10 protein-coding genes and 4 tRNA genes are annotated in these 14,026 nt (G+C 53.9%); all 14 read right to left on the bottom strand.

Annotated elements, in window-relative coordinates; translation table 11 throughout:
• Positions 1–100: 100 nt before the first annotated feature.
• The 14 genes from DWZ82_RS09425 to DWZ82_RS09360 all read right to left on the bottom strand — a co-directional run bounded on the left by DWZ82_RS09425 (position 101) and on the right by DWZ82_RS09360 (position 13,447).
• Positions 101–448, bottom strand: coding sequence for a cupin domain-containing protein (locus DWZ82_RS09425; RefSeq protein WP_118480404.1), 348 nt, complete (start codon positions 446–448; stop codon positions 101–103).
• A 146-nt stretch (positions 449–594) separates the two neighbouring features.
• Entirely contained in the window at positions 595–2,646 is a 2,052-nt protein-coding gene (locus tag DWZ82_RS09420; protein WP_118480402.1) for a sensor histidine kinase, read from the bottom strand.
• Between the two features lie 2 nt (positions 2,647–2,648).
• A complete protein-coding gene (locus tag DWZ82_RS09415) occupies positions 2,649–3,344 on the bottom strand; it encodes a response regulator transcription factor (protein WP_118480400.1) in 696 nt (231 codons plus the stop codon).
• Positions 3,345–3,471: 127 nt separating this feature from the next.
• On the bottom strand, positions 3,472–4,056 hold the full coding sequence (locus tag DWZ82_RS09410) for an S-layer homology domain-containing protein (protein WP_118480398.1): 585 nt from the start codon (positions 4,054–4,056) through the stop codon (positions 3,472–3,474).
• 153 nt (positions 4,057–4,209) lie between these two features.
• Positions 4,210–4,283 (bottom strand) — tRNA-Cys (locus DWZ82_RS09405).
• A gap of 3 nt (positions 4,284–4,286) precedes the next feature.
• Positions 4,287–4,362 (bottom strand) — tRNA-Gly (locus DWZ82_RS09400).
• 213 nt (positions 4,363–4,575) lie between these two features.
• Positions 4,576–4,651 (bottom strand) — tRNA-Phe (locus tag DWZ82_RS09395).
• A gap of 30 nt (positions 4,652–4,681) precedes the next feature.
• Positions 4,682–4,758: transfer RNA gene (locus tag DWZ82_RS09390), tRNA-Asp, on the bottom strand.
• 110 nt (positions 4,759–4,868) lie between these two features.
• The gene (gene hslO, locus DWZ82_RS09385) at positions 4,869–5,750 is read right to left on the bottom strand and encodes an Hsp33 family molecular chaperone HslO (protein ID WP_118480396.1); all 882 of its coding nucleotides are present in this window, start codon (positions 5,748–5,750) and stop codon (positions 4,869–4,871) included.
• A 3-nt stretch (positions 5,751–5,753) separates the two neighbouring features.
• Positions 5,754–6,491 (bottom strand): class I SAM-dependent DNA methyltransferase, encoded by a 738-nt coding sequence (locus DWZ82_RS09380; RefSeq protein ID WP_118480394.1) that lies wholly within the window; start codon positions 6,489–6,491, stop codon positions 5,754–5,756.
• The gene (locus DWZ82_RS09375; protein WP_110436460.1) at positions 6,484–6,798 is read right to left on the bottom strand and encodes a YerC/YecD family TrpR-related protein; all 315 of its coding nucleotides are present in this window, start codon (positions 6,796–6,798) and stop codon (positions 6,484–6,486) included. The genes DWZ82_RS09380 and DWZ82_RS09375 overlap by 8 nt, the downstream gene beginning before the upstream one ends.
• A 1,249-nt stretch (positions 6,799–8,047) precedes the next feature.
• A complete protein-coding gene (locus DWZ82_RS09370) occupies positions 8,048–10,264 on the bottom strand; it encodes a DNA gyrase/topoisomerase IV subunit A (protein ID WP_117751637.1) in 2,217 nt (738 codons plus the stop codon).
• Between the two features lie 26 nt (positions 10,265–10,290).
• The gene (locus DWZ82_RS09365) at positions 10,291–11,433 is read right to left on the bottom strand and encodes a phospholipase D family protein (RefSeq protein WP_158557316.1); all 1,143 of its coding nucleotides are present in this window, start codon (positions 11,431–11,433) and stop codon (positions 10,291–10,293) included.
• Between the two features lie 19 nt (positions 11,434–11,452).
• Complete coding sequence (locus DWZ82_RS09360; RefSeq protein WP_118480389.1) at positions 11,453–13,447, bottom strand: DNA gyrase/topoisomerase IV subunit B; 1,995 nt, start codon at positions 13,445–13,447, stop codon at positions 11,453–11,455.
• Between the last annotated feature and the right edge of the window lie 579 nt (positions 13,448–14,026).

Genomic DNA, 14,026 nt, shown 5'->3' with positions numbered 1-14,026 from the left:
ACCTTGCATAAACCAGAAAGAAACTGCGTTCATTTTCCATTCTCAATTACACACAAAAAGAACCCGAAACCAAGGTTTCGGGTTCTTTGCGTCTCTGCGCTTACTTCATAATAATCAGTGCCATGAACACGAGGTCGGTATCGCCGGTATTATCCAGCGCATGACCGGTGCCGTCCGGACAGAAGGTCACGTCGCCGGCCTTGACCGGATAGGACTTCTCACCGTCGTTATACGAGCCTTCACCGCTCAGGATGTAGTACGTCTCGGTCTCGCCGCGGTGCTCGTGGAAGCCGAGCGTGCAGTTCGGCTCGATGGTTACCTTTGCATACAGGCCGCACTTGCCGTCCAGCTCCTTCGCACCGAGCAGACGCTCGATGATAACGTGTCCCTTGCCGCCAGCCATCTGCTCTACCTTATCTACCTGATGTTCACTTGCAGTCGTAATCATAATTCTTTCCGCCTTTCTTGTCCCGGGCAATACCGCATGATTGAAGCTGTGGTGCTGCCCCTGCCGCTCACGCGGGTTCTTATCCAACTCCTATTATAGCGGTTGCAATCCAAATTACAAGATAAGATTTCCATTTCCGCAAAAATTTACTTTGCCGTCGTGCCATACACCGGAAAGCCGATACGCACCTTAAACTGATCGCCGTCCACCGAAACATCGAATGTGCCGCCGCAGGCTTCGGTATAGCTTTTTGCGATGGCGAGACCCAGACCGCTGCCCTCGGTCGAGCGCGCCGCGTCACCGCGGACAAACCGTTCGGTGATCTCATCGGCGGCAAAGTCCATCTCGTAGTTGGCGGTGTTTTTGAGTTCAATAATGGCCTGACCGTTCTCCTCTGCAACAGAGAGGAACACGCGCGTACCCTTGAGCGCATATTTCACGCAGTTGCCGATGAGATTCTCCAGCACGCGGGACAGCTTGCGCCCGTCCGCCCAAATGGGCAGCTCCCGCTCGGGAATGGCGGCTTTGACGGTCAAGCCGCTCTCCTGCACGGCCTTGTCCTGCTCTGCGAGCGCCTGCCGGGCGAGCGTGCACGCATCCAGCCGTTCGCTGATGATCTGCTCTGCGCCCGACTGCACCTTGGAGATATCGAACAGGTCGCTCGTCAGATTCTTGAGCCGCAGACCCTTTTGATGGATAATGCGGGCGTAGTCGTTCGCCTCCTCCGGCGTTAAATCCATTTTGCCGAGCAGATCGGAATAGTTGAGGATGCTGGTCAGCGGCGTTTTCAAATCGTGGCTGACGTTGGTAATCAGTTCGCTTTTCATGCGCTCGGCGCGGACTTCGTTCTGCAGTGCCGCCTGCATGCCGTCACCGAGCGAGTTAATGTCTTCGGCCATTTCAGCAAACACACCCTCCGGCATGTCGGTCAGCTTGAAGCCGAGATCACCCGCACGCAGCCGGCGCAGCGCGTCCACGATACGCTCAAAGCCGGTGATGCGTTTGATGAGAAAGTAACCTGCCGCGAGGAACCAGACCGTGCCGAACACGAAGACAAAAAACGAGCCGCCCACTCCGCCGAACACCGCCGCAAGGAACGCGAGAACAACCGAATACGCCGTAAAGAGCAGCACAACGTTGCGCGTTTTGTAGTCACGGAACAGCATGCGGCGCAGTTTTCCGAAACTTTGCCGGATGCACTTGCATACCTTAATAAAGGTTCGCCAGCACCAGAGGATGAATCGAATCGACCAGCACTGCTTGACAAAGCTGCGGTTCTTGATCACGCGCACGAGCGACAGCGTAAGTTCGAGTGCGAACGCAAACGCCGCGACAAAAAACAGGATGGACGGTACGAGCAATATCGACATGTCGTTTGTGCCGTTCAGCAATTCACCCATCAGTGCCAGATTCAGTCCGCCTGCCGTGCCGAGCACCGCCCAGAAGCACAGCACGTTCACTTCCACCGGCAGACGGTCGATGGTGACAAGGTGCACGTCCTCATCCTCCGGCTTGCGGCCGGTGACGAACAGCAGGAACACGAACAGCACCAGTGCGATCACCGTCAGCACAATCGCCCGATGGAGCACGCCGGTAATCTGCGTTTTCTGCATTTCCCACTCAGCCTTGATGGGTGCAGCCTGTGCGTCCGTGAAGCGCACCAGCAGCAGGGTGTTAGACGGGTACGGATTGAACTTATTGAACTTCCAGCCTTCCTCTGCCGCATCCTCCTCGGTGTAGTAGCCGTAACTGTCCGTTTCCTCATCGTAAACCGCAAGCGGATAGCCGTAGTACATTCCCACATTGGACTGCACATTGCCACCCGGCCGTGTGATCATGTAAAACGCAGAATTTTTTGCCGCGGCTTCGGTCAGCGTGTCATCGCCGACCGTTTTATCGCCCATTCTGCCGAAATAGTTTCCCGCAAAATCCGTATGCTGCCTGCTGAATTCCGCTGCGTCCATGCCATCCTCAAACGCATTCGCCATTTCAGCACACATTATGCCGAGCTGCTGATGCATATAGGACGAGTCGGCAAAATCGCCCTCAAAGCGATAGACCATTTGGTCAAGGCCGTTCGCGGCAAAATCCGTTATCGTGTTCTCGGTGAGAAACAGTGCGCCTGCGAAGCACCCCACAATGCCCGCAAACGCGATGAGCTTCGCTGCCGAACTGCGTAAAATTCCCTTGATGTTCATTTTCACTCGCTCCTCTCTATCTTATAGCCGACGCCCCATACTACCTTGAGGTAGCGCGGCTCCTTCGGGTTGATCTCTATCTTTTCGCGGATGTGCCGCACATGGACGGCGATGGCGTTGTCGCTGACGATATCGTCATTCCACACCTGCCGGTAAATCTCCTCCGTGGAGAACACCTTGCCTGGGTGACGGCACAGCAGCTCGAGTATTTTGTATTCGAGCGGTGTGAGCCGAACGGCTTCGCCGTCCACCGTCACGCTTTTGCTCTCGGTGTCGAGCACCAGTCCGTGGATGGCAATCTGCGTTTCCTTTATCTGCATCGCGCCCAGCTGGGTATAGCGCCGCAACTGGCTTTTCACGCGCGCGACCAGCTCGGACGGGTTAAACGGCTTTGTAATGTAATCATCCGCACCCGCGGTCAGTCCGAGGATTTTATCCGCGTCCTCGCTCTTGGCCGACAGCAGGATGATCGGCAGGTTTTTGCTTTCCCTTACCTTTAATAAGGTTTTGATGCCGTCCAGCTCGGGCATCATAATGTCAAGAATGATAAGGTGTACGTTCTCGGTCATGACGATATCGAGCGCCTCCAGACCGTTGTACGCCTTGCGTACCAGATAGCCGTCCGCCTGTAAGAATATCGCGATACTGTCCACGATCTCGCGGTCGTCGTCCACCACCAGAACAGTCAGCTTTTCCATTTTCCCTTCCCCCTTTCGTTACTTCTATCTTACCACAGGTTTCTGTTGTTTTCCGCAGGAAATTTCTTTAGATTTTATGAAGATGAAAAAAAGTCCCTCGGTTGAGGGACTTTTCTTTGCTGCGTGTTTACCTGCTGATTGCGTTGTAAATCATCTGCGCGGCATACTGACGCGGGAGTGCATCATCCGGCTTTGTAGTTACACAAGTCAAAAGACCTTCTGCATCTGCCAGCTTCAAGGTGTTTTCCTTCCACTGCGCACCGGTCAGACCATCCTTCTGTACATCGTGACCGCTGTATACCAACAGCATTTTCGCGGCTTCAGCAGTCGTTACAGACGCATTCGGTGCAAAAACCGTGCTCGACTTGCCGGAAACGATGCCGTACGCCTGACAATACTTAACGTAGCCGTTCGACCAGGTACCGGCCGTATCCGCAAACGTGTCGGTCATATCCTTTGCGTAGTAAGACGCATCATCCGAACCGGTACGCAGTACGAACATCATCTTGGCCATCTGGGCACGGGTCACTGCCGTGTCCGGCTTGAACGAACCGTCCTCAAAGCCCTTGATGACGTTCTTCTCGGTCAGGGTGTCGATGACCTTGCTGTCCACCTTAATGCTGCTCTGGTCGGTGAATGCTGCACCGGCAAAGGCTGTTGCTGCGCAGGCTGCCGCCATGCTCAGCGCGATCAGTCGCTTTCTGAGTGTCATATTAAATTCCTCCTTTTATTGCATGGACGCCGTAGTGCATCCATAAGTGGAATATAACACAGTCTACAGTATTTGTCAACCTTTACCTGAATTTGTGCAAATTCGTGTGATTTTGTGCAAAACAAAAAGACTGATGTTTTCACATCAGTCTTTTGGAGGTACCACCCAGAATCGAACTGGGGATCAGGGAGTTGCAGTCCCACGCCTTACCGCTTGGCTATGGTACCATGTGGAGCGGCTGACGAGGCTCGAACTCGCTACCTCCACCTTGGCAAGGTGGCGCTCTACCAGATGAGCTACAGCCGCATATTTAGTTTTTCGCGCTAACGCGATTCTTTGACTCGAAGACGGGTTACTTGCCGCTCCGACGCTACATCTCCGGGCGGAATCGCTTTTGCTGCGGCAAAAGCCACGCTGGTTGAAATATGCCACCGGATTGTTTCCAAGAGCCGCCTTTCGATTCCTTAACCGAAAGGTAAGATTTATTCAAATGAGTGTCCAGACACTCATTTGAATAAATGGTGCCTCCGGGCGGAATCGAACCACCGACACGGGGATTTTCAGTCCCCTGCTCTACCGACTGAGCTACAGAGGCATATTTCTTCAATCGTTTCCGATTGAAGAATGGCGACCCGGATGGGACTTGAACCCACGGCCTCTAGCGTGACAGGCTAGCGCTCTAACCAACTGAGCTACCGGGCCAGGCCGTCGTCGCTGTTTCGTTTTCGTTTGTATCTCTCAGCGACGATGTTTATTATACAGAACCTGTGCCCAAATGTCAACACTTTTTTCAAAGTTTTTTTATTTTCTTTTTATTCCGTTGCGTGTGTTAAAAGTTCCTGCAACTCTGCGCGGCTGAAACGATAGATTTTATCGCAAAACTGACAGGTTACCTCACTATTTTCCTGTTCTTCTGCCATCTTGCAAAGTTCGGTTTTTCCCATGCTGATCAGGGCGCGCTCTACTTTTTCACGGCTGCACGCACAGCGGTAGCCGATTTCACTGGTCTGCAGAAAATCTACCTCAAAGCCATCGAGCACCGCGCGGATGATGTCCTCGAGGCTCATGCCCTTATCGAGCATAGCAGTCATGCTCTCCAGCTTTGCCAGATTGGCCTCCAGCTTGTCAATGTCGGAATCCTTCACGCCCGGCATAAGCTGCACGAGCCAGCCGCCGGCGCACTTGACCGAGCAGTCGGTATCCACAAGCACGCCGAGTGCGCACGCAGACGGGATCTGCTCGCTCTCCGCGAAATAGCGGGTCAGGTCCTCGGCAATCTCGCCGTTGACGAGCGCAACTGTGCCCGTGATCGGGTCCTTCATGCCAATGTCCTTAATGACCATCAGATAGCCGCGGCCGACACCGCCGCCTACATTCAGCTTGCCGTCCGCACGCAGCGGCAGATCGACAGCCGGGTCCTGCAGATAGCCGCGCACATAGCCGTCCGAATCACCGACGCAGACGATCGCGCCGAGCGGACCGTTGCCCTTGATCTGCACGGTCACAGAGCCGTCCTCGGCCTTGAGCTGGCTGCCCATGATGGCAGTCGCGGTCAGCGTTCGTCCGAGGGCTGCGGTAGCCAGCGGCGTGGTGCTGTGGATTTCGTGTGCGCGCTCGACCAGCTCGGTCGTGCTGGCTGCACAAATCTGGATGCCCGCATCACGGGCGATCGCGCGAAGTAACGTATCGCTCATAAGTTAATCTCTCTTTCGTGCTGTAAAGTAAATGCGGTCCTCGCCGCCCTGTACGGGCGCAAAGGACTGGTCGCCATAGGTTTTGATCTCGGTAAAACCGGCCTGCTCCAGCATGGCGGTCAGCTGTGCAGGCTCGTAGATGCGCTCCTCGTGCGTTTCCTGCGCACGGTGCCACACATCGTCCTCCTGCTCGAAAATATCGAACTGGTAGGCGCACAGGCCGTCCTCGACCGCCGCCTGCCATACGCAGAATACACAGTCATCCTCGCGGACATAGCTTTCGCCGTCAATGCGGGCGAATTTCTCGGCTGTGTTGATGTCGAATACGAACAGGCCGTCCGGATTGAGGAACGTGTGTACGCGCTCAAAGGCAGTCTGCAGTGCTTCCGGCTCAGTGACGTAGTTTACGCTGTCCAGACAGCACAGGCACGCGTCTACCGCGCCGTACAGGTCCAGCTCTTCCATACGCTGATTGAGCAGCAGAGGACGCGGCTCGCAGTCCAGCGTGTTCTGCAGCGCCTGCATGAGCATTTCCGGCGATGCGTCCGCGCCGATCATATCATAGCCGCGCTGCGCCAGAATGCGCGTCAGACTTCCGGTTCCGCACGCCAGATCGAGCACCAGCGACGGCTTTACGCCTTCCCGCTCAAACAGGCGCTCGAAAAAGTCTGCCCATTCCTCGTAGCCCACGTCATCCGTGAAGCGGTCATAGTATTCCGACAGGGTTTCGTAACTATTCATGGCTCTCCTCTGCTGTTTCGTCCTCCTTGAGCCGGTCGAGCATCTTGCGGTAGCCGTCCGAGCCATACACAAGGCACTTGTTCACGCGGCTGATCGTCGCGGTGGACGCGCCGGTCTCCTGTACGATGTCACTGTAAATGCGGCCCTCATCCAGCATGCGCGCCACCTGAAAGCGCTGCACCATGGCACGCAGCTCGGCGATCGTGCACAGATCTTCAAAAAAGTCGTAGCAATCCTCGACCGTCTGCAGCTTGAGAATACCGCGAAACAGAATGTCCATATCCTCGTCCTTCAACTTTCGATTCATGGTCTATCCCTCCCTACATTCGTTTTTTCGCTCTTATACCCTGTATTATAGCACATCGCTTTTATAGTGTAAAGCGTAAAAATATTTGGTTTTCACAGGTGGACAGGTGTCCGCGTGCGGCACTCTTTTTTCTGCACCGTGGCGATTGGGGCACCTGAACCGCGCAGGCGGTTCACCCTGTCCGGGCGGCAGTTTTTCAGCACCGGCCGAGCGGGGTGCGCGAACTGCCGCAGGCGGGTTCGCCCTGACGGGGCGGCTCCTTTCTCTGCACCGGCTGACCGGGGCACACGAACTGCGTTAGCGGGTTCGCCCTGACGGGGCGGCACCTTTTCTGCACCGGCTGAGCGGGGCACACGAACTGCGTTAGCGGGTTCGCCCCTAACGGGCGGGGAGTTTTTCGCTGAACCTCAGCGGGGGATTCGCCGTCTGCGGACGGCGGGAACGTGCCGCGCCCCGCGGCGGGGACGACGCCGTACCCACGGCGGTGGGCAAAAAGGAAGGACAACCTGCGGTTTTCCTTCCTCTTTGAACTCCTACCTTTCCCTTGCTTCCTAATCTGGCGCAGATTTCCTATATGTGACCGCTTCGAAAAGGGGTACGGCAGAGGATTTTTTCTTCCGTATCTTTCGCAACCGATTCGCAGTGTCAGATAACGTACTGCTACACAGACCGGCAACTCTTCGCAGGCGCGGCATAGCAGTGCCGCGCAAGTCGTAAGCGCGTTATGATAGACAGCACCTACGAAGATAAATTGTACCAAACGCCTACATTCGCAGGTGCCTTCCGGTATAACACGTTAAGGAATTGCGCGACACAGGTATGTCGCGCCTGCTTAGATGAAATCACATGTGTAGCAGTAATTTATCTGACGCTGCGAATATGTCTCGGCATGGGAGCACACTGTGCTCCCCTACGGTAGAAAAAATCCTCTGCCGTTCCCCTGTTTCGCAGCGGTCACATGTCGGCAATCTGCGCCAGACCCTCTAAGGGAAAGGGGTGATTCACAAGAGGGTGGAAACCGCAGGTGTCTACCCTCTTGTGCCCCCGCCGGGTAGGCGCACTCCCCGCTGAGGTTCAGCGAAAAACTCCCCGCCCGTCAGGGACGAACACGCTTACGCAGTTCGCGCACCCCGCTCAGCCGGTGCAGAAAAAGAGCCGCCCCGTCAGGACGAACACGCCTGCGGCAGTTCGTGTCCCCCGCAGAATCGGTGCAGAGAAAAAACGCAGAGGAAACCCTCTGCGTTTCGCATTAAAGCAATTTGAGCTGCTTATCCGGCAGATCCTCATCGGTAAGCAATGCGCCGATGGACGGAATACTGCGGCAGCGGTAGCGCGCATTATCACTGAGCGCAGCGTCCTCGGTGCGGCACGCCCGCGTAATGGTATGCTTGCCGCGCAGCACCATGGTCTGCACGCCCTGCGTGGAACGGGTTGTCTTGACATCGAGCATGCTCGCGCGGAACGTGAGCGCACGGTTGGCAGTCGAGAACATGGTGATCTCGCTCTCCTCCTCGATTGGGTGGAAGAACGCCACAGCCGGCGCCTTATCCGAGTACGCGCCTGTCAGGCGGCGTCGGTTGGTCTTGGTCTCGAAGGATTCCATAGAAAACCGGGCTGCCTTGCCGTTTTTGAACACAACGACCATACTGCCCTTGTAATCTCCCGGCAGAACCGCGTAAACCGGCATTTCGCCCTCGTCCATCTCGAGCTTAGACGCAAGGTAATCACCGAGCACAGACGCCTTGCTGTCCTCAAAATCGTACAGGTGCGCCTTGTACGCCTGCTGCATATTGGTGAAGAAGATAATTTCGTTCTTGTTGGTCGCCTCGGCAGTCCAGAACACCTCATCGCCCTCTTTGAGCTTATGGTCCTGCGACATGCGCCACGACTGCGGCGTAATCTTCTTGAAGTAGCCCTCGCGGGTGAGGAACAGCAGCACCGGATAATCCTCGATGTGATCCTCCTCGTCGAACTGCTGCACGTTATCCGCGGTGATGATGCGCGTGCGGCGCTCGGACGGGTACTTCTTGATGATCTGCTCCAGCTCTTTGATGATGATATTGCGGATCTTCGCCTTGGACTTGACGATTTCCTCCAGCTTTTTAATCTCGTTTTCGAGTGCTTCAGTCTCCTGCGTGCGCTTCAGGATATACTCCTTGTTGATGTTGCGCAGACGGATATCCGCAATAAATTCGGCCTGGATTTTGTCGATGCCGAAGCCTTCCATCAGGTTCGGGATAACATTTGCGTCCTCTTCGGTCTCGCGGATGATTTTAATCGCCTTGTCGATATCGAGCAGGATTTTGCGCAGACCGAGCAGCAGATGCAGCTTGTCCTTCTTCTTGTTGAGGTCGAAGAACACGCGGCGGCGAACGCATTCGGTGCGCCACGCTGTCCACTCATCGAGCAGTTCGGCTACGCCGAGCACGCGCGGCATGCCTGCAATCAGCACGTTGAAGTTGCAGGAGAAGCTGTCCTGCAGGGTGGTCATCTTCATCAGCTTGGCCATCAGCTTTTCCGGGTCGGTGCCGCGCTTGAGGTCGATGGCGATCTTCAGACCGGAAAGGTCGGTCTCGTCGCGCACATCGGCAATCTCGCGCACCTTGCCGTTCTTGACCAGCTCGGCGATCTTGTCGATGATGGCCTCGATGGTGGTCGTGTACGGAATCTCCGTGATCTCGATCAGGTTATCCTTCTTGTTGTACGCCCATTTTGCGCGCACCTTGAACGAGCCGCGTCCGGTGCGGTAGATGGCACGCATTTCCGCTTCATCGTAAATGAGCTCGCCGCCGGTGGTAAAATCCGGCGCAGGCAGCGTGGAAAGGATATCGTGCTCGGGGTTTTTGATAAGCTCGATGGTCGTGCGGCAGACTTCCGCGAGGTTAAAGCCGCAGAAATTGGATGCCATGCCGACCGCAATGCCGGTATTCGCGGACACGAGGATGTTCGGGTAGGTCGTCGGCAGCAGCGTCGGCTCCTTCATCTCGCCGTCATAGTTATCCACAAAATCCACCGCGTCGGTGTCGATATCGCGGAACAGCTCGGCACAGAACGCATCCAGCTTGGCCTCGGTATAACGCGGCGCGGCGTATGCCATATCGCGCGAGTATACCTTACCGAAGTTGCCCTTGCTGTCCACAAACGGCATGAGAAGCGCCTCGTTGCCACGTGTCAGGCGCACCATAGTCTCGTAGATAGCCGCATCGCCATGCGGGTTCAGCTTCATGGTCTGACCCACGATGTTCGCGGATTTGGTGCGGTTGCCGTTCAGCAGGCCCATCTTGTACATGGTGTACAGCAGCTTGCGGTGGGACGGCTTGAAGCCGTCAATCTCCGGGATCGCGCGGGACACGATAACGCTCATCGCGTACGGCATGTAGTTCTCGCGCAGCGTGTCCGTGATGCGCTGATCGACCGAAGGGTGTTCTTTATATACTTTTGGTTCGTCGGTTTTCTTTTTTGCCATTATGCTCTCCCGTTCATCTCAGGAACTTATTCTCTGAATTTCGATTCTAAGTATTCTCTCGCTTTATCTGTTAATTCCAAATATGCCTGTTGCCGATGACTGTGCAGAAGCGTTTCCAACGGCTTATTCGTTCCCTGCGAAGAAGCATACATATCTGTACCTAATGCTTCCACCACCTCATACAGCGGTACGCCATATTGAATGGTCTTGCTTACTTCCGGAAGGGCTTGTTCATTATACAACTCAATAAAATACGGCCATTGGCAATCTTCATCTAATTTGTTTTCTTCCTTAAATTCATGGCAAAACGCTTGCGCTACAATAATCGGGCAGGCTTTTCCATTCTTATCCCACGAATGCAATGCCAAAAAGATTTTATCGCCTTCTTGTATTTTCCGCGGCTTATGCTTCTCCGAGAAATAAGTTGCACATTGCCCCGCTTTATTATAATCAAATGCATATGGCTGTATTTGATTCGGTTTATACGGCTTTCTCTGTGCAGAACTTGCCGAAAACTTTAGCCAGCAGCGATTCTGCGTTTTTTTCTTCGGCTTCAACTGCAAAAAATCCTGTACAGTATCATTTTCTTCCACAGTCGCTTTATGCGACAGCTCCACACCTAAATCTCCAGTTTTATCTACCGTTGAAGCATTCTTTTTCTTATCCTTGCAAAGCTGCTGCACTTTCTTTTTTACGGTATGAAGCCATTCTCCCGTAACTATGCCTTTGTGGTCAGCTTCTATCGCCGCGCGCATATCTGCAAAATATTCATCGCATTTTTGAAACAACTGTGATTCATCAGTCGCAATAAGAGACAATTCATGGTTGCCCTGCAAACCGCCATTCGTAAAATTGGCAGAACCCAGTATCACTATACGATTGTCTATTAAATAGAGTTTTGTATGCAGATTTTTCAGTGCCAAGACTTTTGCACCCGCTTGATGCAGTTCAATCAAAGCGTCAATATCACTTACACCGGTCGCAAAATTTTCATAATTAAACCGTGAAATCAGTACACAGTCTACCTTATTCTTTTGAATAATCTGTGCTAACCTATGTGCTGGTTGCTTTTTGATAAATGGTGTAACAATATAGATTCTTTGCTGACTTTCACCCAAAGCATTTAATACACTTTCACGGTGATTATCCGTCAATAATTCAATAGACATTGCGCATTCCTCGCATATCTTACGAAATATCCGCCAGCTCGAGATAATCCGCGCCGTTCTCGGCAATGTACTCCTTGCGTCCGGCAAGGTTGTCGCCGAGCAGCAGGTCGAACATTTCGCTCGTGGCAGCCGCTTCATCCGGCGTAATGCGGATCAGACGGCGGTTTTCGGGGTTCATGGTGGTCTCCCACATCATTTCGGGCTGGTTCTCACCGAGACCCTTGGAGCGCTGGATAAGAATCTTTTTGCCCTCCAGCTTTTTGAGGATAGCCGCTTTTTCGCTCTCATCGAACGCAAAATAGCTTTTGTCGCGGTAGGTGATCTCATACAGCGGCGACTCCGCAATATAAACATAACCCTGTTCAATAAGCGTCGGCACCAGACGATACAACATGGTCAGAATAAGCGTACGAATCTGGAAGCCGTCCACGTCAGCATCGGTGCAGATGATAATACGATGCCAACGCAGATTTTCAAGGTCAAACGCAGAAAGGTCCTTTGCCGCCTTGCCGCGCACCTCGACACCGCAGCCGAGGACTTTGAGGAGGTCGGTGATGATGTCATTCTTAAAGATTTTATCGTAATCCGCCTTGAGGCAGTTGAGGATCTTGCCGCGCACCGGCATGATGGCCTGAAATTCACTGTCGCGGCCCTGTTTTACCGAACCGAGTGCGGAATCGCCCTCGACGATATACAGCTCACGGCGGGACGCATCCTTGGTGCGGCAGTCCACGAACTTCTGCACACGGTTAGCGAGGTCAATATTGCCGGACAGCTTCTTTTTGATATTCAGACGCGCCTTTTCCGCCTGTTCGCGGCTGCGCTTGTTGATCAGGATCTGCTCGGCGATCTTGTCCGCCTCGGCCTTGTTCTCGATAAAGTAGATCTCGAGTCCTTCCTTGAGAAACTCGGTCATGGCCTCCTGGATGAACTTGTTGGTGATGGCCTTCTTGGTCTGATTCTCATAGGAGGTCTGGGTTGAGAAGCAGTTGGTGACAAGCACGAGGCTGTCGAAAATATCCTGATAAGTGACCTTGCTCTCGCTCTTGTTGTACTTGTTGTTCTGCTTGAGATACGCATCGATGGCAGACACGAACGCCGAGCGAACGGCCTTGTCCGGTGCACCGCCGTGCTCCAGCCACGAGGAGTTGTGGTAGTACTCGATCTGCGACACCGCCGAGGAGAAGCAGAACGCGCACGACAGCTTCACCTTGTACTCGGCCTTGTCGGCGCGGTCGCGTCCGCGTCGTTCGCCCTCGAGGAACTGCACCGAGGTCAGCGGATTTTCGCCTGCCAGCTCGGTCACATAGTCCACAATGCCGTTCTGATAGAGGAATTCGGTGGTCTCGTACCTGCTGCCCACCTGATTTTTCAGCACAAACTTGATGTGGCTGTTGACGACCGCCTGCCGCTTGAGCGTATCCAGATAATAATCCACAGGGATGTTGATATCCGTGAATACCTCCAAATCGGGCTTCCAGCGGATGGTCGTGCCGGTTTTGCGTGCGTTCGTCGCCTTCTTGGTGTAGCCTTCCTTGGTGCCGGTCTTGTTTTCGCCCTTTTCAAAGTGCAGGCCGTACTCGAAGCCGTCACGGATGACGGTGACGTCCATGTACTCCGAGGAATACTGCGTCGCGCAGGTGCCGAGACCGTTGAGACCGAGTGAAAACTCATAATTTTCGCCGGTGTCGTTCTTGTACTTGCCACCCGCGTACAGCTCGCAGAAGACCAGCTCCCAGTTGTAGCGCTGCTCGTTTTCGTTCCATTCGATCGGGATACCGCGGCCATGGTCAGCGACTTCGATCGAGCCGTCCGCATAGCGTGTGGTGATGATCTCGGTGCCGTGTCCCTCTCGTGCCTCGTCGATCGAGTTGGACAGAATCTCAAAGACCGCGTGCTCGCAGCCCTCCAGTCCGTCCGAGCCGAAGATAACGCCCGGGCGCTTGCGCACACGGTCCGCACCCTTCAGCGAGGAGATGCTTTCGTTGCCGTATGACGGCTTTGCTTTGCTCATATATACTTTAACTCCCAATTTCCGAAGTTTTACTTACTTTATTATATCTGTTCAGATATGAAATAGTCATTTATAGCAATTTTACACCATATCATTGTTTATGTCAACGAGAACAGAACAATTGTTCCGTTCTCGCAATCCATAGAAATACTAAAACCAGACAAATCACTGCCTTGCCCCCCCATTTTGCCCGAACGCAAAAATGCGCGCTCTCAGTTCCTGCTGAAAGCGCGTTGTATGGGGCAACACCGCGCAATTAAAGCAGCGGCTTCTTGCGCCGCTGCCGCGGTGCTTTGCGGAAATTGTGTGGTATTGCCCAATGGGTGTCTTGCACCTCTTGTTTTTGGACTGTCCGGGAGCCTGCGCGGTATTCCGTCCCACAGGGCCAGACAGATTTTTGAAGGATTGACTGCTCACACAGTCGGAGAAAAAGATTCCCTATGAAGTATCTATTTTTAAAGGGATGGCAAGTGGTTTTTAGCACTCAGCTTGCTGTTCCCTTGCTGTGATTACAGGATACAGGAATCCCATGTCTAAAGTATGTAGAAAGTTTGAAGAAACCGTAAACATACCGTTTCT

The organism is Butyricicoccus sp. AF35-5AC, from assembly GCF_003477715.1.
Classification (GTDB): domain Bacteria; phylum Bacillota; class Clostridia; order Oscillospirales; family Butyricicoccaceae; genus Agathobaculum; species Agathobaculum butyriciproducens.
The sequence above is the reverse complement of the archived record's forward strand: the minus strand, read 5'-3'. Positions and strand labels throughout refer to the sequence as shown.

Excerpts from the sequence above, each read along its gene's own strand:
- DWZ82_RS09425 (WP_118480404.1), bottom strand. The coding sequence starts at position 448 with ATGATTACGACTGCAAGTGAACATCAGGTAGATAAGGTAGAGCAGATG.
- DWZ82_RS09420 (WP_118480402.1), bottom strand. The coding sequence starts at position 2,646 with ATGAACATCAAGGGAATTTTACGCAGTTCGGCAGCGAAGCTCATCGCG.
- DWZ82_RS09415 (WP_118480400.1), bottom strand. The coding sequence starts at position 3,344 with ATGGAAAAGCTGACTGTTCTGGTGGTGGACGACGACCGCGAGATCGTG.
- DWZ82_RS09410 (WP_118480398.1), bottom strand. The coding sequence starts at position 4,056 with ATGACACTCAGAAAGCGACTGATCGCGCTGAGCATGGCGGCAGCCTGC.
- hslO (WP_118480396.1), bottom strand. The coding sequence starts at position 5,750 with ATGAGCGATACGTTACTTCGCGCGATCGCCCGTGATGCGGGCATCCAG.
- DWZ82_RS09380 (WP_118480394.1), bottom strand. The coding sequence starts at position 6,491 with ATGAATAGTTACGAAACCCTGTCGGAATACTATGACCGCTTCACGGAT.
- DWZ82_RS09375 (WP_110436460.1), bottom strand. The coding sequence starts at position 6,798 with ATGAATCGAAAGTTGAAGGACGAGGATATGGACATTCTGTTTCGCGGT.
- DWZ82_RS09370 (WP_117751637.1), bottom strand. The coding sequence starts at position 10,264 with ATGGCAAAAAAGAAAACCGACGAACCAAAAGTATATAAAGAACACCCT.
- DWZ82_RS09365 (WP_158557316.1), bottom strand. The coding sequence starts at position 11,433 with ATGTCTATTGAATTATTGACGGATAATCACCGTGAAAGTGTATTAAAT.
- DWZ82_RS09360 (WP_118480389.1), bottom strand. The coding sequence starts at position 13,447 with ATGAGCAAAGCAAAGCCGTCATACGGCAACGAAAGCATCTCCTCGCTG.